The sequence below is a fragment of the Ruegeria sp. HKCCD7251 genome, assembly GCF_013031165.1.
Taxonomy (GTDB): Bacteria; Pseudomonadota; Alphaproteobacteria; order Rhodobacterales; family Rhodobacteraceae; genus Ruegeria.
The window spans coordinates 408,002-430,058 of the sequence record NZ_WPZC01000002.1 but is presented as its reverse complement, the minus strand read 5'-3'; the positions used below and the strand labels follow the sequence as shown (position 1 = coordinate 430,058).

At 58.0% G+C, this 22,057-nt stretch carries 21 protein-coding genes; 14 read left to right on the top strand and 7 right to left on the bottom strand.

Annotated features, from left to right (window positions below; all coding sequences use genetic code 11):
- Positions 1-33: 33 nt before the first annotated feature.
- The 7 genes from GOX75_RS08280 to GOX75_RS08250 all read left to right on the top strand — a co-directional run bounded on the left by GOX75_RS08280 (position 34) and on the right by GOX75_RS08250 (position 8,849).
- Positions 34-498, top strand: coding sequence for a (2Fe-2S)-binding protein (locus tag GOX75_RS08280; RefSeq protein WP_171122106.1), 465 nt, complete (start codon positions 34-36; stop codon positions 496-498).
- 3 nt (positions 499-501) lie between these two features.
- On the top strand, positions 502-2,688 hold the full coding sequence (locus GOX75_RS08275) for a xanthine dehydrogenase family protein molybdopterin-binding subunit (protein WP_171122105.1): 2,187 nt from the start codon (positions 502-504) through the stop codon (positions 2,686-2,688).
- 110 nt (positions 2,689-2,798) lie between these two features.
- On the top strand, positions 2,799-4,118 hold the full coding sequence (locus tag GOX75_RS08270) for a glutamine synthetase family protein (protein WP_171122350.1): 1,320 nt from the start codon (positions 2,799-2,801) through the stop codon (positions 4,116-4,118).
- 59 nt (positions 4,119-4,177) lie between these two features.
- A complete protein-coding gene (locus tag GOX75_RS08265) occupies positions 4,178-4,858 on the top strand; it encodes a type 1 glutamine amidotransferase (RefSeq protein WP_171122104.1) in 681 nt (226 codons plus the stop codon).
- Positions 4,858-6,216 (top strand): glutamine synthetase family protein, encoded by a 1,359-nt coding sequence (locus tag GOX75_RS08260; RefSeq protein ID WP_171122103.1) that lies wholly within the window; start codon positions 4,858-4,860, stop codon positions 6,214-6,216. Before GOX75_RS08265 ends, GOX75_RS08260 begins: the two co-directional genes overlap by 1 nt.
- A 9-nt stretch (positions 6,217-6,225) precedes the next feature.
- Positions 6,226-7,530 (top strand): FAD-binding oxidoreductase, encoded by a 1,305-nt coding sequence (locus GOX75_RS08255; protein ID WP_171122102.1) that lies wholly within the window; start codon positions 6,226-6,228, stop codon positions 7,528-7,530.
- Between the two features lie 104 nt (positions 7,531-7,634).
- Positions 7,635-8,849 (top strand): DegT/DnrJ/EryC1/StrS aminotransferase family protein, encoded by a 1,215-nt coding sequence (locus GOX75_RS08250; RefSeq protein WP_171122101.1) that lies wholly within the window; start codon positions 7,635-7,637, stop codon positions 8,847-8,849.
- Positions 8,850-8,911: 62 nt separating this feature from the next.
- Here the strand turns inward: GOX75_RS08250 and phaR are convergent, their stop codons facing one another.
- The 3 genes from phaR to GOX75_RS08235 all read right to left on the bottom strand — a co-directional run bounded on the left by phaR (position 8,912) and on the right by GOX75_RS08235 (position 11,985).
- On the bottom strand, positions 8,912-9,466 hold the full coding sequence (phaR, locus tag GOX75_RS08245) for a polyhydroxyalkanoate synthesis repressor PhaR (RefSeq protein ID WP_171122100.1): 555 nt from the start codon (positions 9,464-9,466) through the stop codon (positions 8,912-8,914).
- A gap of 139 nt (positions 9,467-9,605) precedes the next feature.
- Positions 9,606-10,052: a phasin family protein gene (locus tag GOX75_RS08240; protein WP_171122099.1), complete on the bottom strand. Its 447-nt coding sequence runs from the start codon at positions 10,050-10,052 to the stop codon at positions 9,606-9,608.
- A gap of 130 nt (positions 10,053-10,182) precedes the next feature.
- Entirely contained in the window at positions 10,183-11,985 is a 1,803-nt protein-coding gene (locus GOX75_RS08235; RefSeq protein WP_171122098.1) for an alpha/beta hydrolase, read from the bottom strand.
- Between the two features lie 110 nt (positions 11,986-12,095).
- On the opposite strand from GOX75_RS08235, the gene phaZ reads away from it, so the two are divergent.
- A complete protein-coding gene (phaZ, locus tag GOX75_RS08230; protein WP_171122097.1) occupies positions 12,096-13,367 on the top strand; it encodes a polyhydroxyalkanoate depolymerase in 1,272 nt (423 codons plus the stop codon).
- A gap of 17 nt (positions 13,368-13,384) precedes the next feature.
- Complete coding sequence (locus GOX75_RS08225) at positions 13,385-13,957, top strand: DUF6151 family protein (RefSeq protein ID WP_254428706.1); 573 nt, start codon at positions 13,385-13,387, stop codon at positions 13,955-13,957.
- On the opposite strand, the gene GOX75_RS08220 is transcribed toward GOX75_RS08225, so the two are convergent.
- The 4 genes from GOX75_RS08220 to GOX75_RS08205 all read right to left on the bottom strand — a co-directional run bounded on the left by GOX75_RS08220 (position 13,948) and on the right by GOX75_RS08205 (position 17,121).
- Entirely contained in the window at positions 13,948-14,664 is a 717-nt protein-coding gene (locus GOX75_RS08220) for an alpha/beta fold hydrolase (RefSeq protein ID WP_171122095.1), read from the bottom strand. The genes GOX75_RS08225 and GOX75_RS08220 overlap by 10 nt on opposite strands.
- An 81-nt stretch (positions 14,665-14,745) precedes the next feature.
- A complete protein-coding gene (locus tag GOX75_RS08215) occupies positions 14,746-15,360 on the bottom strand; it encodes a hypothetical protein (RefSeq protein WP_171122348.1) in 615 nt (204 codons plus the stop codon).
- A 31-nt stretch (positions 15,361-15,391) separates the two neighbouring features.
- Positions 15,392-16,375: a carboxylesterase gene (locus GOX75_RS08210; protein WP_171122094.1), complete on the bottom strand. Its 984-nt coding sequence runs from the start codon at positions 16,373-16,375 to the stop codon at positions 15,392-15,394.
- Entirely contained in the window at positions 16,372-17,121 is a 750-nt protein-coding gene (locus GOX75_RS08205) for a carboxylesterase (protein ID WP_171122093.1), read from the bottom strand. Before GOX75_RS08205 ends, GOX75_RS08210 begins: the two co-directional genes overlap by 4 nt.
- Before the next feature lie 253 nt (positions 17,122-17,374).
- On the opposite strand from GOX75_RS08205, the gene thrS reads away from it, so the two are divergent.
- The 5 genes from thrS (at position 17,375) to GOX75_RS08180 (ending at position 22,057) form a co-directional block, all read left to right on the top strand.
- Positions 17,375-19,333: a threonine--tRNA ligase gene (gene thrS, locus GOX75_RS08200; RefSeq protein ID WP_171122092.1), complete on the top strand. Its 1,959-nt coding sequence runs from the start codon at positions 17,375-17,377 to the stop codon at positions 19,331-19,333.
- A 220-nt stretch (positions 19,334-19,553) separates the two neighbouring features.
- Positions 19,554-19,856, top strand: a complete 303-nt coding sequence (locus GOX75_RS08195; RefSeq protein ID WP_171122091.1) for a DUF2282 domain-containing protein — start codon at positions 19,554-19,556, stop codon at positions 19,854-19,856.
- A 70-nt stretch (positions 19,857-19,926) separates the two neighbouring features.
- Positions 19,927-20,784, top strand: coding sequence for a DUF692 family multinuclear iron-containing protein (locus GOX75_RS08190; RefSeq protein ID WP_171122090.1), 858 nt, complete (start codon positions 19,927-19,929; stop codon positions 20,782-20,784).
- Positions 20,781-21,542, top strand: a complete 762-nt coding sequence (locus GOX75_RS08185; protein ID WP_171122089.1) for a DNA-binding domain-containing protein — start codon at positions 20,781-20,783, stop codon at positions 21,540-21,542. The genes GOX75_RS08190 and GOX75_RS08185 overlap by 4 nt, the downstream gene beginning before the upstream one ends.
- A complete protein-coding gene (locus GOX75_RS08180; RefSeq protein ID WP_171122088.1) occupies positions 21,539-22,057 on the top strand; it encodes a DoxX family membrane protein in 519 nt (172 codons plus the stop codon). Before GOX75_RS08185 ends, GOX75_RS08180 begins: the two co-directional genes overlap by 4 nt.

Sequence of the window (22,057 nt, the reverse complement as noted above, 5' to 3'; positions counted from 1 at the left end):
CGGGTAACCAGCCCAACATGGAGAATCCCCCTCATGTCATTGACCTTGAAATTGAACGGCCAGACCCACACGGTCGACGCCGAACCCGGCACGCCCCTTCTGTGGGTGATCCGGGATGAGCTTAAGCTGACCGGAACCAAATTCGGCTGCGGCGTTGCGTCGTGCGGCGCCTGCACCGTGCATCTGAATGGCGAGCCTGTGCGTTCTTGCCAGACATATATCGAAGACGTCGAAGATGCCGAGATCACCACGATTGAAGCCGTGGGCGACGACAAGATCGGCGCGGCCGTCCAGCAGGCCTGGGTCGAACTGGATGTGGTCCAGTGTGGCTATTGCCAGTCAGGTCAGGTGATGTCCGCAGTCGGGCTGCTGTCCGAGAACTCCAAGCCGTCGGTCGAAGAGATCGACGAATACATGTCCGGCAACGCCTGCCGTTGCGCCACCTATCAACGTATCCGCGCCGGAATCCAGCGCGCGTCCGAGATTCTGGAGGCCTGATCAATGACCATCAACACCTCACGCCGTGGATTTCTGAAAGGCGCCGCTGCGGCCGGTGCCGTGCTGCTGGTCGGCGCACGCCCCGATGGCGCGCTGGCGGCAGCCTCGTCCGAAACCACGCAGTTTAACCCGTTCGTAAAGATCGACGCCGATGGCACTGTAACCGCCATCGTCAAACACTTTGAAAAGGGTCAGGGCCCGGCCACCGGCCTGCCGACGCTGATCGCCGAGGAAATCGGCTTGACCATGGATCAGATCGAATACGAATTCGCGCCCTCTGATCCCAACGTCTATAACAACCTGCTGTTCGGTCCGTTCCAGGGCACAGGCGGATCGACCGCGATGGCGAATTCCTGGCTGCAATACCGTCAGGCCGGTGCCGCCGCGCGCGAGATGCTGATCAATGCCGCCGCCCAAAGTTGGGGCGTGGACGCATCGGGCATCGCCATCGAGGAAGGCATTGTAAAGGCCGGTGACAAATCCGCACCGATTGCAGAGTTCGTTGCTGCGGCGTCGCAGCTTGAGGCCCCTGCCGAGCCGCGCCTTAAAGATCCGTCCGAATTCCGCCTGATTGGCAACGAATCCGTGCGCCGTAAGGACTCGGCCATCAAGGGCAATGGTCAGGCCATGTATGCGATGGATGTGCATCTGCCCAACCAGATGGTCGCGATGATCAAGCGCCCCGAATCCAAGGGCGGTATCGCCAAAGGCTTTGACGACAACGCGTCAAAAGAGGTCAAAGGCTATATCAATGCCGCCATCTTGCCCAATCAAGCGGGTGTTGCGGTCTATGCCGAAGACACATGGGCTGCCATTCAAGCGCGCGACGCGCTTGAGGTCGAATGGGACATGTCAGGCGGTGAGACCCGCGACTCGGATCAGATCAAGGCCGAGATCATGGCCGCACTGGATTCTGAACCCACGTACAACGTGAACAAGGCAGACGTGGCGGCGGTTTCGGCGACCATCGACGGGGCAGATAAGGTGGTCGAAAAGACCTTCTACTTCCCGCTGCTGGCCCACGCCCCGATGGAGCCGTTGAACTGCACTATTGAACAAACCGCTGAGGGCGACATTGTCCTGCATGACGGTGCGCAGATGCCGACCGGTCCGCATATGGCCTACCAGCAAATCTTCCAATTGCCGCCTGAGAAAATCCACATCAAGACCATGCTGGCCGGGGGATCATTTGGCCGCCGTGCCACACCTGATGCGGATTATCAGGTCGAAGCGGCGCTGGCCTTTGTGGGCACCGACCGCTCGCGCCCGGTTAAACTGGTCTGGACACGCGAAGACGATATCCGCAGCGGATATTACCGCCCCGCTTTCGGTCACAAGGTCCGCGTGGGTTTGGATTCGGACGGCAACATCGTCGGATGGCAGCACCAGATCGCCGGGCAATCGGTGATCAAGGGCACTGCGTTCGAGGCGGCGCTGGTCCATGACGGTGTCGATCACAGCTCGGTCGAAGGTGTGGCCGATAGCCCGTATGCCATCCCCGGCATGGCGCTTGGCCTGACCGACACGCCCAAAGCAACCACTGTTCTGTGGTGGCGCTCGGTGGGGCACACCCATACGGCCTATACGATGGAGACCATGATGGACCTGGTCGCTGAGGCTGTGGGCCGTGACCCGATCGAGTTCCGTCTGGCCCACCTGTCCGACGACACCAACCCCGATCAGCGGCGCAAGGCGGCTGTTCTGAAACTGGCCGCTGAAAAAGCCGGTTGGGGCAACGCACCTGCTGGCCGATCGCAAGGGATCGCGGTGCATAAGTCCTTTGGGTCTTATGCGGCTGAGGTTGTTGAAATCTCGGGCGATGCGGAAAGTGGCATCAAGATCGAAAAGGTCACCTGCGCCGTCGATTGCGGCATTGCGGTGAACCCCGATGTGGTTAAGGCACAGATGGAAGGTGGCATCGGTTATGGCATCGGCCATGTCATGCGCGATCAGATCACGCTGACAAGTGGGGCAGTCGATCAATCCAACTTCCCGGATTACGAACCGCTGCGCATCGGCGACATCGCTGCCATCGACGTACACATCGTACCCTCGGCGGAGGCACCGACGGGTGTCGGTGAGCCCGGAACGCCTCCTTCGGCACCGGCGCTGGCCAATGCCATCCACGCGATGACGGGTACTCTTGTGGCCTCGCATCCGATGGCCGAAAACGGCATCAACTTCGTTTGACGCCAAACCCCGCGCCTTCTCCTCTCGGCGCGGGGTTAATTTGATCAAATTTCGTGACAAGACGCTTTGCGTCGACTACACCTCGGGAAACCAGAGTGATGGAGACCCCGATGGACCTGAGCGCCTTGCACAGTTTTCGCGTTGCAGCCTGTGACCTTAACGGTCAACTGCGGGGCAAACGCGTGCCTCCTTCTTACGCCGACAAGCTGGAAAAGGGTTCGGTTCGGATGCCGTTTTCGGCGCTAAACGTGGACCTGTGGGGTGCGGATATTGACGGTAGCCCGCTGGTTTTTGAGTCCGGTGATGCCGATGGCGTGCTGCTGCCGACCGAGCGCGACCCCGTTCCGATGCCATGGCTGGATGTAGACACCGCACTGGTACCCATGTGTCTGTATGATGACCACGGCACACCCTTTGCTGGGGATCCCCGTCACGCGCTGACCGCGGTACTGGACCGATACGCCCAGCGCGGGTGGTCGGTGATCGCGGCGACCGAGTTGGAGTTCACGCTGCTGGATTCGTCCGGTGCGCAACCGCAGCCGCCGCTGAACCCATTGACAGGGCGTAGGCTGGTGGATGAGGCGGTGCTGTCCATGGCCGAGATGGACGCGTTCGATGCGTTTTTCACCGACCTCTATGATGGTTGCGCCGCGATGGGCATCCCCGCCCAGACCGCCATATCCGAAAGCGGTATTGGCCAGTTCGAAATCAACCTGAACCATCAGGACGCAATGCGCTGCGCTGATGATACGTTGCTTTTCAAGGTGTTGACACGCGGGCTAGCGCGCAAACACGGGTTCACCGCGACGTTCATGTCCAAACCCTATGCTGACGATGCAGGCAATGGGATGCATGTGCATTTCTCGGTCGTCAATCAGGCCGGCCAGAACGTCTTTGACAATGGCGGCCCCGAGGGGACAGATACGTTGCGCCACGCCATCGCGGGATGTCTGGCGGCGATGCCCGGCAGCACATTGATCTTTGCGCCGCACGGCAATTCTTATACCCGACTTGTGCCCGGCGCCCACGCGCCCACTGGTGCAAGCTGGGCCTATGAGAACCGCACCGCCGCCCTGCGCATACCCGGCGGCGCACCCGCTGCCCGCCGAATTGAGCATCGCGTCGCGGGTGGCGATATCAACCCCTACCTGATGCTGGCCGCCGTTTTGGGGGCAGCAATGAACGGGATCGATGATGCAACCGAGCCGCCAGCGCCGATCACCGGCAACGCCTACGACATTGACGGCCTGCCGCAACTGGCCAGCGATTGGGAGGCCGCCGTCGCCGTCTTTGAATCCGATCCACATGTCGCGCGCATCTTCCCTGCCGATCTGATCCGCTTTCTGGCGATGACCAAACGGCAGGAAATCCGCCGCTTTGCCGAGCGCCCGCCCGAGGACCACTGGCTGAGTTATGTCGAAGCCGTCTGACCCCTCTTGCCCGGCCCGGCGCGGTCGGCTAGAATAAATTTGATCAAATTTGGTGAACCATGAAAATCGGCATCCTTGTAACCGGCCACCCCCCCGATGAGCTGCGTTCAGAATTCGGCACATATGACGGCATGTTCCGTACCCTGCTGGGTGGCAACGGCTTTACGTTTGAAACCTTCAACGTGGTGGACGGGCAGTTCCCCGACAGCACCGATGCAGCCAATGGCTGGGTCATCACCGGCTCGCGTCATGGCGCGTACGAGGACCATGCGTGGATACCGCCGCTGGAAGAATTGATCCGCGCGATCCGCGACAAGGGCCAGCCACTGATCGGGGTCTGCTTTGGCCACCAGATCATTGCGCAAGCCTTGGGCGGCAAGGTTGAAAAGTTCACAGGTGGCTGGGCGGTAGGACGCACCGACTATGACCTGGATGGGCAGACCGTTACGCTGAACGCGTGGCATCAGGATCAGGTGGTTGCCCTGCCCGACGGCGCTCGCGTGACCGGCAACAACGACTTCTGCCAGAACGCCATGGTCGCTTATGGTGATTCAATTTGGACCGTTCAGGCCCACCCGGAATACGGCGACGGGTTTATCAAGGGTTTGATGGACACGCGTGGTAAAGGTCTTGTGCCAGATGAGTTAATGCAGGCCGCGACCAACCGCCTGCCCGCCAACGACGACAACCCCAAGATCGGGAAATTCATGGCGGAGTTTTTGAAGAAAGAGAGGGCCTGATGGCCGACTGGAAAGATCAACTACCGCAGGCAGCACAGTCCTATATCGAAGGTCAGCGTTTGGACGAGGTTGAATGCATCATCTCGGATTTGCCCGGTATTGCGCGGGGCAAAGCGGTGCCAGCCTCGAAATTCGCCAAGCAAACCTATTTCCACCTGCCCGACAGCATTTTCTACCAGACCATCACCGGCGACTGGGGTGAGGCCGCGGGCGAGGACGGCTTTATCGAGCGGGACATGATCCTGAAACCCGATTTCTCGACCGCATCGGCCGCGCCGTGGACTGGCGACTGGACGTTGCAAGTGATTCACGACGCCTATGACCGCGATGATAACCCGATCCCGTTCAGCCCGCGCAACGTGCTGAAACGCGTGGTGCAGATGTATCACGACAAGGGCTGGAAACCGGTCGTGGCGCCCGAGATGGAGTTCTTTCTGGTCGCCCCCAACGTGGACCCCGCGCAAGGCATCAAGCCAATGATGGGGCGTTCGGGCCGTCCGGCGGCGGCGCGTCAGGCATACTCGATGACTGCCGTGGACGAATTTGGCCCGGTGATCGACGACATCTATGATTTCGCCGAACACCAAGGGTTCGAGATTGACGGCATCACGCAGGAAGGCGGCGCTGGGCAGTTGGAAATCAACCTGCGCCACGGCAACCCGGTCAAGCTGGCGGATGAGGTATTTTACTTCAAACGCCTGATCCGCGAGGCCGCGCTGCGCCATAACTGCTTTGCCACGTTCATGGCGAAACCGATCGTGGATGAGCCGGGCTCGGCCATGCATATCCACCACTCGATCATCGACATGGAAACCGGGCAGAACATCTTTTCCGGCCCGCAAGGGGGTGAGACGGACGCGTTTTATCACTTCATCGCCGGGTTGCAGAACCACCTGCCCTCGGGGCTGGCGGTGATGGCGCCCTATGTGAATTCATACCGCCGTTACGTGAAAGACCATGCGGCTCCGATCAATCTGGAATGGGCGCGCGACAACCGTACCACCGGCATCCGCGTGCCGCTGTCCGGCCCCGAAGCGCGCCGGGTCGAAAACCGCATCGCCGGGATGGACTGCAACCCCTATCTGGGCATCGCCCTGTCTTTGGCCTGCGGCTATCTGGGACTGGTTCAACAGGAACGCCCACGCCGTCAGTTCTATGGCGACGCTTACGAAGGCGAAGGCGATATCCCGCAGGTCATGGGCAATGCGCTGGACCTGTTTGATGAGGCGACCGCCTTGCACAAGGTTCTGGGCCCCGAGTTTGCCCGCGTCTATGGCATCGTCAAACGCGCCGAGTATGAAGAATTCCTGCAGGTTATCTCTCCGTGGGAGCGTGAGCATCTGCTGCTGAATGTCTGAGGCATTGCGATGAACCTGCTCTATTCCAACGACCGCAAGGCCGAGTACCCGGCCAGTTGGTACGCGGCCACGGCCAATCCGATCGACCGTTTTCCTGTTCTGGCGGGCGACGAAAAGGCGGATGTCTGCGTGGTCGGCGGCGGATACACGGGTTTGTCCGCTGCGCTGCATCTGGCCGAAGCCGGATTCCGCGTGACCCTGCTTGAAGCGCATTGCGTGGGCTTCGGCGCGTCGGGTCGCAATGGCGGTCAATTGGGCAGTGCACAGCGGATGGATCAGGAAGATCTTGAGCGGCTGGTGGGCGATGACGACGCCGCCAAGCTGTGGGATCTGGCCGAAGACGCAAAGGCTCTGGTCAAATCGCTGATCGCCAAGCACCAGATCGACTGCGACCTGAAACCGGGCGTTGCCGTTCTGGGCCTCAGCACCGGCGAACAGCAGGAGCTGCACGACCACGCGGCGCATCTGTCCGACCGCTATGGCTATGACCAGATGGAACTGCTGGACGAAGGTACGGGCCATGGCCTATGCCCCTCGCCTGCCTATCGCGGAGGCTATCTGGATATGGGGGCCGCCCATCTGCACCCGCTGAACTATGCTTTGGGTCTGGCGCAGGCCGCAGCCAAGGCGGGCGTGCGGATTTATGAAAGCACCGAGGTGACGGGGATCGAGGAAGCCACGCCCGCCATCGTCCATACTGCGCAAGGCAAAGTCTTCGCGGATCACGTCATTCTGGCCTGCAACGGATACTTGGGCGGCCTGAACGGCAAGGTCGCCGCGCGGGTCATGCCGATCAACAATTTCATCGCAGCGACTGAACCATTGGGCACTGACACCGCTCGTGTGCTGACGCGCGACGTCGCTGTGGCCGATACGAAATTCGTGGTGAACTACTTCCGCCTTAGCGCCGATAACCGGCTGCTGTTTGGCGGCGGCGAGAGCTATGGTTATCGCTTCCCGTCCGACATCGCCGCCAAGGTGCGCAAACCGATGGTCGAGATTTTTCCGCATCTGCGCGATGTGAAGATCGACTATGCTTGGGGTGGTACGCTGGCGATCACCATGCGGCGGATGCCCTATCTGACGCGGGTTGCGCCCAATATCCTGTCAGCTTCGGGTTACTCTGGTCACGGCGTTGGAACTGCGACCCATGCAGGGCAATTGATGGCGCTGGCCATTCAAGGGCAGGCCGAAGGGTTCGACACGATGACCCGCGTCCCAACCCTACCCTTCCCAGGGGGCGCCGCCCTGCGCAGCCCCCTGCTGGTGCTGGCGATGACATGGTTTGCGCTGCGGGACCGGCTGGGCCTTTGATTTACGACAGATTGGTGAAATTTCGCCGTAAGGGCGAATGAAGACTTGGATTGACCGAGGATTAGCTTTATCTTTCCCAAAGATAGAATTCGAGAAAACCAAATATGACGCTTCCTCCAAACGTTCATGACGCCGAACCCATCCCCGTTGCCGCCCGCGAAGCCATCGACGCCTTGATGCAGTCGGGCGACCTGTTCCGCTATACCGCGCCGCAAGACGCGCCGGTTGCTTTGCTTGAGGCTGAATTCGCCGAGTTGCTAGGTACCAAATACGCGCTGGCGGTTTCGTCCTGCTCGGCTGCGCTGTTCCTGTCGCTCAAAGCCTTGGGCCTGCCGCGCGACGCACGTGTCCTGATCCCCGGCTTTACCTTTGCGGCTGTTCCGTCCTCGGTCGTTCACGCAGATTGCATTCCGGTACTGTGCGAAGTTGCCGACAATTACCGCATAGATATGGCAGACTTTGCCACCAAACTGGACGATGTTCAGGCCGTGATCATCAGCCATATGCGCGGACACACGTCCGACATGGACGCGATCATGGCGCTGTGTGACGCTCGCGACATTCCGGTAATCGAGGATGCAGCCCATTCGCTGGGCACCACGTGGCACGGGCGCAATATTGGCACGATCGGTAAGGTCGGCTGTTTCTCGTTCCAGTCCTACAAGATGATCAACGCGGGCGAAGGCGGCATTCTGATCACCGATGACGCGGATTTGGTGGCGCGCGCCGTCATCATGTCGGGCGCTTATGAGCATAACTGGAAAAAGCATAAAGGCCCGCACGGAGACAACTCGCCGGAGTTGGAGCAAGCCTTTGCGCGCTGGCAGAACAAGCTACCGCTTTATAATCTGCGGATGAGCAACCTCAGCGCCGCCGTGATCCGACCACAGATCCCTGAACTGGCGCGTCGCGTGCGCGACGGTCTGTCCAACCACGACTATGTCGCGGATCGCCTGAACACGTCGCCGAATATCGACGTGCCCGCCCCGCTGTCGCCCGAACGCCGGGCCCCGGACTCGATCCAGTTCAACTTGGTCGACCTCAGCGATGATGACATCCGCGCTTTTGCGGCGGCATCAGAGGCGCGCGGGGTCAAAGTCCAAGTTTTTGGTCTGAGCGAAGACAATGCCCGCGCCTTTTGGAACTGGCAATTCCTGCCTGAGCAGGTCGAATTGCCGCAAACCCGCGCAATGTTGATGAAGGCTTGCGACGTTCGCTTGCCTGTGCGCCTGACCCGCGAAGAATTGGACGTAATTGCCGATATTCTGCTGGCATCCGTCGGCGAGGTTACCGCACCAGCGATGGCCTTCGGCACCTGAACGACAGCCCATCACAAAAAAGCCCGCCAAAAGGCGGGCTTTATTCGTTTTGAAAGGCTGGATCAGTTCAGCTTGGACAATTTCTGCTGCAATTCGGCAAGCTGCTTTTTGATATCGTCCAGATCCTCTTTCGGCTCTGACTTACCCTCGTCTTCCTTGTCCGGACCGGACCAACCGCCGGACAAACCACCGGTCATCGCTTTAAGAAATGCCTGTTGCTGCGCCTGCATTGCCTCGAACCCCGGCATCTGAGACATGGGGTTCATTGCGCTCATGTTTTCCATCATTTTGCTTTGGCTTTCGCGCAGCATCTCGAACGAGCTTTGCAGGAACTGAGGCATCATACCCCCGCCCGGCAACATGTAACTGCGCACAAGATCATTCAGCACATTCACAGGCAGCACATTCTCGCCCCGGCTTTCATGTTCAGCAATGATTTGAAGCAGATATTGCCGTGTCAGATCATCCCCGGTTTTCAGGTCGATAATCTGCACTTCCCGCCCGTCACGAATAAACGCCGCGATATCCTCAAGCGTGACGTAATCGCTGGTCTCGGTGTTATACAGCCGACGACTGGCATATCGTTTGATTAGTAACGGTTTTTCCTGGTCTGCCACCGGTTTCCCTCCCCAAGGATGATGCGTTGCAGCAGAGGTTATGCGACTGCAGCACAAAAAGAAAGGGCAGGTCTTTCGACCTGCCCTGCGCGATTGCACCGGTTGGGAGGAATGGGTGCGCCTCGCGGCATTCATTTTATTACTTGGCAGCAGTTGCTTTCTTGGCAGCGGCTGTCACGTCGTTGGTTGCTTTCTTGACAGCAGCAGTTGCGTCTTCCGCAGCTTCTTTGCCGGCAGCCATCAGCAGCTCAACAGTTTCGGTCTGAACTTTTTTCGCGATTTCAGCGAAGGCCGCCAGGTTTTCTGCAGCAACTTCAGCCGACGCGCTTGCGAAATCAGTCGCAGCTTTTGCGTATTCAGCAGGTTCTGCTTTTGCTTTCGACATCTCGGTCAGTTTGGCCAGAGTGTCTTTGGTCCATTTGTTAGAGATTTCAGCCGACTTTTCAGCGGCGTCCAGCGCAACACCCGACAGCTTTTCGTTCAGGCTTGCGGTCGACTTGAAGGCACCTTCCAGAGCGGTGGTGTCAACAGGGAACGCGCCCATCATGTCTTTCAGGGTCGCGGTAAAGTCTTGAGTCTTTGCCATTGTCCTAATCCTTTTGCCGAACCGGGCCCACCCCGGTTTTCATCAGCTTGAGGACAATATGGTTGCTGCAACGCAGCATTGCAAGAAATTTATTGCTGCGCCGCAGCAAAAAATAAAAACTCACACAAAATCAATTCGTTGACTTAACCAAAACATACGTTCCGGGCGCGGGCGCCAGTGGCGGATGATCCGAATCGCCCGGTGTACGGGCCTGAACCTGTTTGCCTGACCGCTTTTTTAGCCAGGCCTCCCAGCGGGGCCACCACGATCCCTGATGGTACTCGGCCTCTTTCATCCAAGTCTCGGCATCCGCTTTCAAATTGGTGTTGGTGTAATGCCCATATTTCTTTTTGCTGGGCGGGTTCACGATCCCCGCGATATGGCCGGATTCTGACACAATGAACGTCTTTGACTTCGATCCCATCTGCTGCACGCCGCGATAGCAATCCTTCCATGCTGCAATGTGGTCCGTTTCGCAGGTGATGGCCATCAACGGAACGTCGACATCACGGACATGCAGTTTATGCCCCAGCAACTCGAACCCGTCGTTGACGAAGTCGTTGCTCTGGCACAAGCCGCGCAGATACTCCACAGCCATGCGACCGGGCAAATTCGCACCATCTCCGTTCCAGAACAGCAGGTCGAATGCGGGTGGTGTCTCGCCCATCATATAGCTGCGGATCGCAGGACCATAGATCAGATCATTCGAGCGCAGGAACGACATCGTTCGTCCAACCAGCCAGGCTTTCAGAATTCCATCCTTGGAAATCTGATCTTCGATTCCGTCCACGAAGTCGTTTTGCAAGAAGGGCGTGAACTCTCCTTGATCGCCGAAATCCGTGAGGGCGGTAAAAAACGTGGCCGACTTGATCGACTTGTCCCCCCGCTGCTTGAGAAGGGACAGGGTCAGGCTAAGCGTGGTTCCCGCGATACAGTAACCTACAGCGTTCACCTGCTTGACCTTGCAGATCGACTTGACCTGTTCGATCGCGGTCAGGAACCCTTCTTCGACGTAATCCCCCATACCAATATCAGCGTGGGATTCATTTGCATTCACCCAGCTTACGACAAACAAGGTATATCCCTGCTCGGTCACCCATTTGATCAGACTGTTCTGCGCCTTGAGATCCAGAATGTAGAACTTGTTGATCCAGGGCGGGAACAGAACAAGCGGCGTTTCGCAAACTGTCTCGGTTGCAGGCTTGTATTGGATCAATTCCATTAGCCGGTTGCGATACACAACCTCACCCGGCGTTGTGGCGATGTTGCCACCCACTTCAAAGGCGCTCTCATCCGCCAGCCTGACAACCATTTCACCATCATTGGCTTCAAGATCGGCAACCAGGTTTTCCAGCCCCTTTATCAGCGATTGCCCCTCGGTTTCGACCGCCTTCTCCAAAGCGTCCGGATTGGTTGCCAGAAAATTGGTCGGAGACATCATTTCGATGATCTGTTGCGAGAAGTACCGCAGGCGCTTTTTGTCCTTGTCGTCCATATCTTCAACCGACGCGACGGCCTGTGTGATGACCTCGGCATTGGTTTGATACTGCTGGCGGATAAAGCGGAAATAGGGATTTACTTCCCACATAGGATTGCTGAAGCGCTTGTCTTTAGGGGCGGTATCGCTGTCATCAACTTCGCCCGTCGTCATGGCCTTCTGCGCTTCAGCAAAGTTTAGAACGGATTTTCCCCAGAATTCGATCTGATGTTCCATCAGCTTGGCGGGATTTTGCCATGCCTCGGAAAAATACGCTGTTGCTGCTCGTGCAAAAAGCTCTTGATTCGGACCGTCCAGCGCGGGGTTGTGGCCCTTTTTTCCGGCCATCACTTTCACCAGACGCTTTGAAAGCTCTTCGACTTTGTTCATATTTTCTTTAAGCCGTTCAAGGTGTTCCTCGGTTAGCTCCGGACTCTGGTCTTGACTTGTTGTCATTTTAACAATTCCCCCCTAACCTCGCTGCTATGCAGAATAACGTCGCAAATGCCATGGGCAAAGCGGCGAATGGTCCGAACTTTCAGACTGATACCCAGGAGACCCATTTTATGCGCTACATGATGACCTACGACTTGATGGAAACCATGCGCAACACCAACCAGTGGATGGGTGCAACCGCCAGTGCGATGGCCTCTTACCCACTGTTTTCGATGGTTCCCAATCCAGTGTTCAGCATGATGGCGGCCTGGGGCGAGGTGACAGAACGCACCTTTCAGCGCATGATTGCCAAACCCGACTGGGGCATTCGCACCTATACCTGCGAGGACGGCCGGGACCATATTGTCGATATCGTCCCCGTGTTGGAGCGTCCGTTCGGCGACCTGATCCACGTCCGCGTGAACGGGCGCGAAGAACAAGCGCGCAAGGTTCTGGTGGTCGCGCCCATGTCCGGCCACTATGCAACGCTGCTGCGCTCGACAGTCAAAAGCCTGTTGGTCAATTGCGAAGTCTACGTCACCGACTGGCATAATGCGCGCGATATCCCCGTGTCCGAAGGAAAGTTCGATGTAGAGGACTATACCCTCTATCTTGTCGATTTCATGAAAGAACTGGGACCAGAGACGCATGTTGTTGCAGTTTGCCAACCCGCCCCGCTGACACTGGCCGCCACCGCGTATCTGGCCGAGGTAGAGCCCAAAGCGCAGCCCAGCACGCTGACGCTGATCGGCGGACCTGTTGACCCGGACGCAACACCCACTGACGTAACCGATTTTGGCCGCCGCGTGACAATGGGCCAGCTGGAAGAGACCATGATTCAGCGCGTCGGCTTCAAGTACAAAGGCGTTGGTCGCATGGTTTATCCCGGCCTGCTGCAACTGGCGTCATTCATGTCCATGAACGCGGATCGCCATTCCAAGGCGTTTTCGGATCAGATTCAGCGCGTCATGCGCGGCGAGGCGTCGGATCATGACGCACATAACCGGTTCTATGATGAGTATCTGGCGGTGATGGACATGACCGCGGAATTCTATCTGTCGACGGTCGAACGTGTCTTTAAAAACCGCGAAATTGCGCGGAACGAGTTTGTCGTTGCAGGCCACAAGGTTGATATCGGGAAAATCACCGACGTCGCCGTGAAAACAGTCGAGGGGGCAAATGACGATATCTCTGCCCCCGGTCAATGTATCGCGGCGCTTGACCTGTGCACCGGGCTGCCAGATTCGAAAAAGGCAAGCCATGTTGAACCCGGCGCGGGACATTACGGTATCTTTGCTGGCCGCAGTTGGCGCGACAACATCCGCCCGCTGGTCATCGACTTCATGAACGCCAACACGCGTAAACCGCGCCGTCGGGCGGCGAACAAGAACAAAGTCGCCTGATCACCATGCCAAATTCCATGGCGAAGGATTTCGCTTTTTCCTGCAATTGTGGCGCGCTTCACGGCGCGATCACCGCTGCGGGCGCGAAATCTGGAACGCATACTGTGTGTTTCTGCCATGACTGCCGCGCCGCTCAGCTGTATTTCGGGCAACCCGACCCGGCCCCCGGCCCTGTCGAGGTGCTGCAGATGCTGCCAGAAGAAATCAGGATCGACGGCGGGGCCGAACACTTGGCGCTGATGCAACTCAGCCCCAAGGGTATGCTGCGCTGGTACGCAAGTTGCTGTAACGCGCCACTTGCAGTGACGACCCGAACGCCGAAATTCCCCTTTGCGGGGTTCATCGTGAAACGAATTGCAGACCCAAGCGGTTTGGGTCCCATCACGACCCGAGGGTTTGTTCCGCAACCCGACGGCAAACAATCCCATGAAAAGCTGGGGCCAGCTGTCAAAGGATTGATTTCGCGCGTGCTCAAGTCGCGGATTTCCGGAAGTTGGAAGAACTCCGTCTTCTTCGACCCCAATACCAGACAGCCCGTGGCAACGCCTGTAATCCTTAGCCAATCTGAACGGGCAGCGTTTTACAAATAGGGCAGCCGAACCGGGGTGTTCAGCCAGGATTCAAGTGCCGTGTTCACGGCTGCAGGTGCCTCGAGCGGGGGCAGATGCCCAGCTTCGTCAATGACTTTCAACTCGGCATTTGGGATCATTTCCGCCATGAACGCATGCCGACGCACGGGCGTAAGCTGATCGTGCGCCCCGCATAAAACCAGCGTTGGTACATTGATATGCCTCAGCGCGCCTTGCTGATCAGGACGCCGTTGCAGGGCGCGCATCTGACGTTCGAAGACGTCTGCCCCCATTTCCCTTGCCATCGCCATGACTTCTTTCAAGACGGGAACGCGCCCCAGACCCGGTGCCAAAGTCTCGGAACCAATCAACCTGTTCATGACATCCTCAAGCCGCCCCGACCTTGCGCCTACGATAAGCTCTTCCCGGTCCGCAGCGATCTGAGGTGTATCGGCCTGCGCGTCTGTCGACATCAGGCACAATCGGGACACGCGCTGAGGTGCACGCCGAACGATCTCTAACGCGACAACGCCGCCCATGCTGAACCCACCCAGGGCAAAACGATGCGGTAGTTGGTCCAGCAAGCCAGAGGCGATCTCTTCGATGCGGTCACCCGTCGTCACCGGGGCAACCGTCACCGCGCGTTGGTAAGACAGGTAGAGTATCTGAGCTCCGAACAACCGCGCGTCGCACATGAACCCGGGTAGAAAAACCAACGGTTCGATCACGCAGGGCCTCCTTAAATTCGACCACCTTGGCGTTACTTTTCCGCAGGATGTGAGGTTTTTCTAATGTCGGCAAGAAAAAACTCAGGGATAGTCTATTCCCCGGAACTTCGGAAAATCCGCATAACGCGCCTTCCGGGTGCTTAGATTTTCAGTCGGCTTGGCACCTGCGCGCAACAAGGTGCCGCGCGGCACGATATAGCTGTCGATCCGGCGAAGGGGTATCGGCCTCCAGACCAGATTGAACGCGCACAGCTTGGGGAAAAACCAGATTTCGGAGTAATCCAGATGGTCATGCATCCACCACGCAAGATCGCGCCAGTCGCGTCCGGTTTCGTATTGATCCGCAAACCATGGGATCACGACCGAGGCCCCGGCGATCCTCTCATCCCCTTCCCCACGATCCCAGATATGGCATTCCAGAGGATTGTCATTTCGGGCACAGTTCAGACGGTTTTCATTTCCGAACCGGTTCAAGGAAGGTGAGCGATAACCAGACCGCACCGCGACCCGGCCAAAGGTTTCCTCCAGCGGATCTAGAAGGGTTGAGCACAGGGCACGACCCGTCTGGATCGCCAAATCGGGATTGTCGGGAATGTTCTGTTTTTCGTGAAAGTTGCCAATCTCGGAATACAGAAAATCGCGCATAAAAAAATGACGAGACAGACGCACCCTGCCAAGGGTTTCAAGGCTCCACATGCTGGCTGGTTTACGCATCACCCCCCCTGCGTTACCTGATCCCCAATGTTTCTAGCCAGTTCAAGATACCAGCTACAGTCGCATCCGTTTGCCCTGGTGACATCAGCCTCCCGGCGACAACATGCGAGGCGGGGTCATCTCCGGGGCCCATTGTCACCAATTCTGTTGTCGACGGCGCGCCCCACGCCGCCGCAACCTCGTGCGTGATATCTGGCCGTACAACCTGATCATCATCCGAAAACCAAAACAACGCCGGGACCTTTGCGCCAGAGAAATCAAGCCTATTCACCGCATCCACCAACACCGTCATTGGCACGACCGCTTCCCAAGGATAGGTCGTTGACCAATACAGGTTCTTCTCTGGGTCCGGGCCAGAGACGTCCCGTGTCTCTCCCATCAGAACAGGCAGCCAATCCCGCGCCCAAGGTAATCCGGGTATCCAGGCACCAGGTGTGTTCACTCCGAAATTGGGCGAGACAAAGACAATACCCGCCAGATCCCGGCTCAGGTCTTCGTCTACGGCAGCGGCTGCCGCCAGCGTTCCGCCTGTCGACGTCGAAATCACGACAACCTGATCGCCCACCGCACGCGCCGCAGCCAGCCCCTCGGCCAGATCCTGCATCCAGCCCGAGGCCGTTCCATCCGCCATTGCCTCGCTGCTACGCCCGTGCCCCTGCAGCCGCGTATAGACCAGATTTGCCCCCAGCGCGTCAGCGACCATATCGGGCACCGGGCGAATTTCCTCGGATGACGCGGAGAATCCGTGCAGATAGAGAACAGAAACCGGAGTTCTGCGCTCTTTGAAACCGTCCTGCCAGATCACGCGTTTCTCAACACCAGGGACGATATCTTCAAACGCCGACTCGACGCTTTCGAAATAGACTTGGACGCCCTCGCCAAATTTCCGAGGATCAAACTGAGGATGAAGGTCTACGTCTTCGCGTGGGCCAAACCAGTAAATTAGGCCCCCAATAGCGATAAGAGCCAAACACAGACGACCTATTAGCCGCATCATGACGCATTCATCACATCTATGACGGCCTGCTCGATCAGCCCAAGACACGGCCCGTCCGAAAACCGATGATCCGCATCTTTGACAAGCAGCAACCTCATGTCGGGTCCAGACGCATGTTCTAGCAGTCTGACCGCAGTTGCCGTTGAAACCGCAGTATCCTCGGTGCCCTGCAAAAAGCGCACCGGAAATGGCAGCTCCAACGGGCTACGCAGGACAAGTCGGGCACGGCCATCTTCGATCATCCGTTTCGTAATGATGTAGGGCTCCATATAGTCCGACGGCAGCTCAACACGCCCCACCTCCTCCAGCGCCTGTTTCTGAGCATCCGTGAACGAGGCCCAGTATCCATCCTCGGTAAAATCCGGCGCGGCCGCGATCGTGACCAAGCCTGCAATCCGATCCGGCATCATCTTGGCCAGCAACAAGGCCTGCCATCCGCCCATCGAAGACCCAACGACAATCAAAGGCCCCTCAGTTAACTCGGCAACCGCAGCCGCTGTATCCTCATGCCATTCCCCGATGCACCCCTCTTCGAAAGCGCCCCCGCTTTCACCGTGCCCGGAATAGTCGAACCGCAAAAACGCCTGCCCGCGCTCCTTCGCCCAGGCCTCAAGATGCACCGCCTTGGTGCCCTCCATGTCAGACTTGAGACCGCCCAGAAAAACCACCGTCGGCCCCGCCCCCTCGCTTTTGTGATACGCCAACCGCCGCCCCTGCGCGGTGTCCAGAAATTCAGCCACAGCCATAAAACCCTCTTTGCTTTGCCCACATCATGCACGTCCCAACCCCAACCGCAATTCCCCGATCCGCCCTTCATCTGGCTAAAAATATCCCGGGGTGCCGCCATTGGTGCGCCATTGGTTCAAACGCCAATGGCGGCGGGGCAGCGCCCCTCGCTCCCGCCCTTGACACACGCCCCCCCACCTGCCAAAGCAGCCAAACGCAAATAACCCGCAACCGGGCGTTCAGTGGGCGCCAAACCGACGAGGAGAGCCAACCATGGCCCTGGATTCAAAATCCGTCTCTCTCACTTTTCCCGATGGCAATGCACGTTCCTATGACGCAGGCGTAACGCCCGCGCAGGTGGCTGCCGATATCTCGACCTCGCTGGCCAAAAAAGCGATCTCGGCCACGGTCGACGGCAAGCATTGGGATCTGCAATGGCCCATCGAAGCAGATGCCCAAATCGCCATCCATACCATGAAGGATGAAGATCAGGCCAATGAACTGATCCGCCACGATCTGGCGCATGTCATGGCCCGCGCCGTGCAGGAAATCTGGCCCGCCACCAAAGTCACCATCGGCCCCGTGATCGACAATGGCTGGTACTATGACTTTGACCGCGAGGAACCCTTCACGCCCGAAGATCTCGGCCTCATCGAGAAAAAGATGAAAGAGATCATCAACAAGCGCGACCCCGTCACCACCGAGGTCTGGGACCGCGACCGCGCGATCGAATTCTACAAAGCCAATAACGAGCCCTATAAGGTCGAGCTGATCGAAGCCATTCCGGGCGATGAACCGCTGCGGATGTACTGGCACGGCCACTGGCAAGACCTGTGCCGCGGTCCGCACCTGCAGCACACCGGCCAACTGCCCGGCGATGCGTTCAAGCTGATGTCCATCGCGGGCGCCTATTGGCGTGGTGACAGCGACCGCGCGATGTTGCAGCGGATCTATGGCGTGGCTTTCACCGGCAAGGAAAAGCTGAAAGCCCACCTGCATATGCTGGAAGAGGCTGCCAAGCGCGACCACCGCAAGCTGGGCCGCGAGATGAACCTGTTCCACATGCAGGAGGAGGCCCCCGGTCAGATCTTCTGGCATCCGAACGGCTGGAAAATCTACACCACCCTTCAGGACTACATGCGCCGAATGCAGGAGCGTGACGGCTATGTCGAGGTCAACACCCCGCAAGTTGTCGACCGCAAATTGTGGGAGGCCTCGGGTCACTGGGACAAATATCAGGAAAACATGTTCATCGTCGAAGTGGACGAAGAGCATGCCCGCGAAAAGGCAATCAACGCGCTGAAGCCGATGAACTGCCCCTGCCACGTGCAGGTGTTCAATCAGGGCCTGAAGTCCTATCGCGACCTGCCTCTGCGTATGGCCGAGTTCGGATCTTGCGCGCGTTACGAACCCTCGGGGGCGCTGCACGGTATCATGCGGGTGCGGGGGTTCACGCAGGACGATGGCCATATCTTCTGCGCCGAGGATCAGATTAAATCCGAAACCGCCAAGTTCATCGCGTTCCTGTCCAAGGTCTATGCCGATCTAGGCTTCCACGACTGGACGATCAAACTGTCCACCCGCCCCGAAAAGCGGATCGGGTCCGATGAAAGCTGGGATCTGGTTGAAAAGGCCCTTGGGGATGCCTGTAAGGCCGCCGGGTACGACTATGAGGTTCTCGAAGGCGAAGGGGCGTTCTACGGACCCAAGCTGGAATTCACTCTGACCGATGCAATTGGCCGGACATGGCAGTGCGGAACTCTGCAGGTTGACCCCAATCTGCCCGAGCGTCTGGACGCCAGCTTTATTGGCGCAGATGGCGCGAAACACCGCCCCTTCATGCTACACCGGGCGACTCTGGGCTCGTTCGAACGCTTCATCGGCATCCTGATCGAGGAACACGCTGGCAAACTGCCTTTCTGGCTGGCCCCGCGTCAGGTCGTCGTCGCCTCGATCACCTCCGAGGCCGATGACTATGTCTCCGAAGTGGTGGAAACGCTCAAAGCGGCAGGCGTGCGGGCCGAAGCGGACATTCGCAATGAAAAGATCAACTACAAAGTCCGCGAGCATTCTGTCGGTAAAGTGCCGGTGATTTTGGCCGTCGGTCACCGCGAAGTCGAAGACCGTACCGTCAGCGTGCGCCGTCTGGGTGAAAAACAAACTCAGGTTCAATCCCTCGAGACTGTAACAATTGAGCTGTCAAAGGCGGCAACTCCGCCCGATCTGCTGTAACATTCAGCATCAATTTGACTGCGATCCGGCCCCAAGACGGGGCCGGATTGAAATATTTTCCATTTTCGATTTCAAAAACAATGTGTTACCCTTCAAGAGGGCATGACCTTGCCTGACGGGGTTGTGAGACACGGGCTCGTGAATTTAACTGAGCCCTCAAAGCCACTACCTTTGTCATTGTCAAACACAGACATACGCAGTCATCAAAAGGATTTCCGAGATGTCGAACACCGCTAAATCCCTCGTTATCGCAAGTGCCGTTGCTGCAGCAGTATCTGGCATGGCCACCACCGCGACCGCGCAAGCCAAGGAAAAGTGCTATGGCGTATCGCTAGCAGGTGAAAACGATTGCGCCGCGGGCCCCGGCACCACCTGCGCCGGTACATCGACCGTAGATTATCAGGGCAACGCCTGGACCCTTGTCGATGCGGGCACCTGCGCCGATATCGAACTGCCGAAATCGGCAGATGGTTCGGACCGCAAAGGCTCGCTGGAGCCGCTGGAACGCGACCTGCCGGCATAAGCCTAAGCCTTGAAGAATTTGGGGGCGGGCCATAACGCCCGCCTCTTTTTCGTGACCGGGGAAAATTCTCATGCTGGACAATGCAATCCGATCGAACAGACTGCCTTCGGCACCGGGCGTCGGCTACAAGCCCCAGCACTTTGCCGAGATCCTCGAGCACGCGAACCCGGTTGCCTGGCTTGAGATTCATGCCGAGAACTATATGGGGGACGGCGGCAGGCCGCTTGCGCAGCTTCGTCACCTTTCAGAACAATTCCCCATTTCAGTTCACGGCGTTGGCCTGTCCATCGGAGGAGAGGCTCCGCTGGATTCCGATCATCTGTCCCGCCTGAAGCACCTTGTCGGCTGGCTCAACCCCGCAAGTTTCTCGGAACATCTGGCTTGGTCGACCCATGACAGCCATTTCCTGAACGACTTGCTGCCCCTGCCCTATACCGACGCCACCCTTGCCCGGATTTGCGAGCATATTGATCAGGTGCAAGACGTTGTTGGCCGGCAGATGCTGCTTGAAAACCCTTCCAGCTACCTCGCCTTCGAGGAAAGCACCTGGTCCGAGCCCGAGTTTTTGGCCGAGATCACCCGGCGCACCGGATGCGGTTTGTTGCTGGACGTGAACAACGTATTTGTCTCGGCCACCAATCTGGATTTCTCTCCACAGGGCTACATAGATGCCTATCCGCTGGACAAGGTCGGAGAGATTCATTTGGGCGGCCATGACGAAGACGAAGATGACCACGGCCACCCTTTGCTGATCGACAGCCACGGGCGCGAAGTCGTTGACCCTGTCTGGGCGCTATTGGACTATGTACTCGAAAAATCAGGCCCAAAGCCGGTTTTGATTGAATGGGACACAGACGTACCGGACTGGCCTGTCTTGAGGGCCGAGGCTGAACGGGCGCAGACGGCGTTGGACCGCATTCCGGCATGAGTGTATCTCAGACCGCATTCCATACTGCATTGCTGGATCCCTCCCAAGCGGTTCCCGACGGGTTGGTGGATTCATCCGATCAACCTGCTGGTCGTCGTTTCAGCGTTTATCGCAATAACGTGGCCGTTTCGTTGACCGAAGCGATGCATCAGGCCTTCCCGGTGATCACCAAGCTGCTCGGTACACAGAACATGGATGGGCTGTCCGGGATATTTCTGCGCAAGCACCCTCCGACGACCCCGCTGATGATGTTCTATGGCGAGGAGTTTCCCCAGTTTCTGACCGGGATGGAGCAGTTGGCGCATCTTGGATACCTCGCGGATGTTGCCCGTTTGGAATTGGCACTGCGCCGCTCTTACCACGCCGCTGACAGCACGGCAGTCGACGCCGAGGCTCTGACCGTTTCTCCCGAAGAAGTCATGCAGGCGAAACTGGAATTCGCTCCGTCGATGCAAATTATCCGGTCCGAATGGCCGATATTCTCGATCTGGCGCTTTAATACGCAAGACGATGCACCAAAGCCTCAGGCCATCGGCGAAGATGTATTGGTCACCCGACCCGAATACGATCCCGCTCCGCACTTGCTGCCCGCAGGCGGCGCGGATTGGATCGCAGATATGATGACCGGTTTGACCATTGGTCAGGCGTTTGAAAACACATCTGCGATGACCCCCGAGTTTGATCTCGGGAACACTCTGGCGCTACTGCTGCAAGGTGGCGCCATTACTTCTGTGACTATCGAAAGGCTGGCACAATGACTGCCCTGATCTCTCTTCACAACAACGTTCTGGGACGGCTGGACAGCTCAGCCAACTGGCTGACCCCGACGCTTGCACGGTTGGTTTTTGTTGCTGTTTTGTTTGTTTACTATTGGAACTCTGCGACGCTGAAAATAGATGGATCTATTTTCTCGGCCTCTGCCGGTGCGTTCGGTCAGATATTCCCCAAGGCGGCTGAGGCTGTTTTGTACGACGTCACCCAGATGACCTTCTTTCAACGCATAGTGATCTTTCTGGGTACGGTTGCCGAGTTTGTTCTGCCGGTCTTGTTGCTGGTTGGACTGCTGACTCGGGTCGCGGCGCTGGCCATGATCGGGTTTGTGTGGGTGCAAACGATTGTCGATGTAACCGGCCACGGTGTGAAACTGGGCGGCCTTTTCGACAATGCTATCACACTGATGGATCAGCGCGTCATGTGGACGTTCCTGTTCCTGGTGATCGTTATCAACGGCGCAGGCCCGATCTCGCTTGATCGTCTGCTGCGCCTGAAGTGA

Excerpts from the sequence above, each read along its gene's own strand:
- GOX75_RS08280 (WP_171122106.1), top strand. The coding sequence starts at position 34 with ATGTCATTGACCTTGAAATTGAACGGCCAGACCCACACGGTCGACGCC.
- GOX75_RS08275 (WP_171122105.1), top strand. The coding sequence starts at position 502 with ATGACCATCAACACCTCACGCCGTGGATTTCTGAAAGGCGCCGCTGCG.
- GOX75_RS08270 (WP_171122350.1), top strand. The coding sequence starts at position 2,799 with ATGGACCTGAGCGCCTTGCACAGTTTTCGCGTTGCAGCCTGTGACCTT.
- GOX75_RS08265 (WP_171122104.1), top strand. The coding sequence starts at position 4,178 with ATGAAAATCGGCATCCTTGTAACCGGCCACCCCCCCGATGAGCTGCGT.
- GOX75_RS08260 (WP_171122103.1), top strand. The coding sequence starts at position 4,858 with ATGGCCGACTGGAAAGATCAACTACCGCAGGCAGCACAGTCCTATATC.
- GOX75_RS08255 (WP_171122102.1), top strand. The coding sequence starts at position 6,226 with ATGAACCTGCTCTATTCCAACGACCGCAAGGCCGAGTACCCGGCCAGT.
- GOX75_RS08250 (WP_171122101.1), top strand. The coding sequence starts at position 7,635 with ATGACGCTTCCTCCAAACGTTCATGACGCCGAACCCATCCCCGTTGCC.
- GOX75_RS08240 (WP_171122099.1), bottom strand. The coding sequence starts at position 10,052 with ATGGCAAAGACTCAAGACTTTACCGCGACCCTGAAAGACATGATGGGC.
- GOX75_RS08235 (WP_171122098.1), bottom strand. The coding sequence starts at position 11,985 with ATGACAACAAGTCAAGACCAGAGTCCGGAGCTAACCGAGGAACACCTT.
- phaZ (WP_171122097.1), top strand. The coding sequence starts at position 12,096 with ATGCGCTACATGATGACCTACGACTTGATGGAAACCATGCGCAACACC.
- GOX75_RS08225 (WP_254428706.1), top strand. The coding sequence starts at position 13,385 with ATGGCGAAGGATTTCGCTTTTTCCTGCAATTGTGGCGCGCTTCACGGC.
- GOX75_RS08215 (WP_171122348.1), bottom strand. The coding sequence starts at position 15,360 with ATGTGGAGCCTTGAAACCCTTGGCAGGGTGCGTCTGTCTCGTCATTTT.
- GOX75_RS08210 (WP_171122094.1), bottom strand. The coding sequence starts at position 16,375 with ATGATGCGGCTAATAGGTCGTCTGTGTTTGGCTCTTATCGCTATTGGG.
- GOX75_RS08205 (WP_171122093.1), bottom strand. The coding sequence starts at position 17,121 with ATGGCTGTGGCTGAATTTCTGGACACCGCGCAGGGGCGGCGGTTGGCG.
- thrS (WP_171122092.1), top strand. The coding sequence starts at position 17,375 with ATGGCCCTGGATTCAAAATCCGTCTCTCTCACTTTTCCCGATGGCAAT.
- GOX75_RS08195 (WP_171122091.1), top strand. The coding sequence starts at position 19,554 with ATGTCGAACACCGCTAAATCCCTCGTTATCGCAAGTGCCGTTGCTGCA.
- GOX75_RS08190 (WP_171122090.1), top strand. The coding sequence starts at position 19,927 with ATGCTGGACAATGCAATCCGATCGAACAGACTGCCTTCGGCACCGGGC.
- GOX75_RS08185 (WP_171122089.1), top strand. The coding sequence starts at position 20,781 with ATGAGTGTATCTCAGACCGCATTCCATACTGCATTGCTGGATCCCTCC.
- GOX75_RS08180 (WP_171122088.1), top strand. The coding sequence starts at position 21,539 with ATGACTGCCCTGATCTCTCTTCACAACAACGTTCTGGGACGGCTGGAC.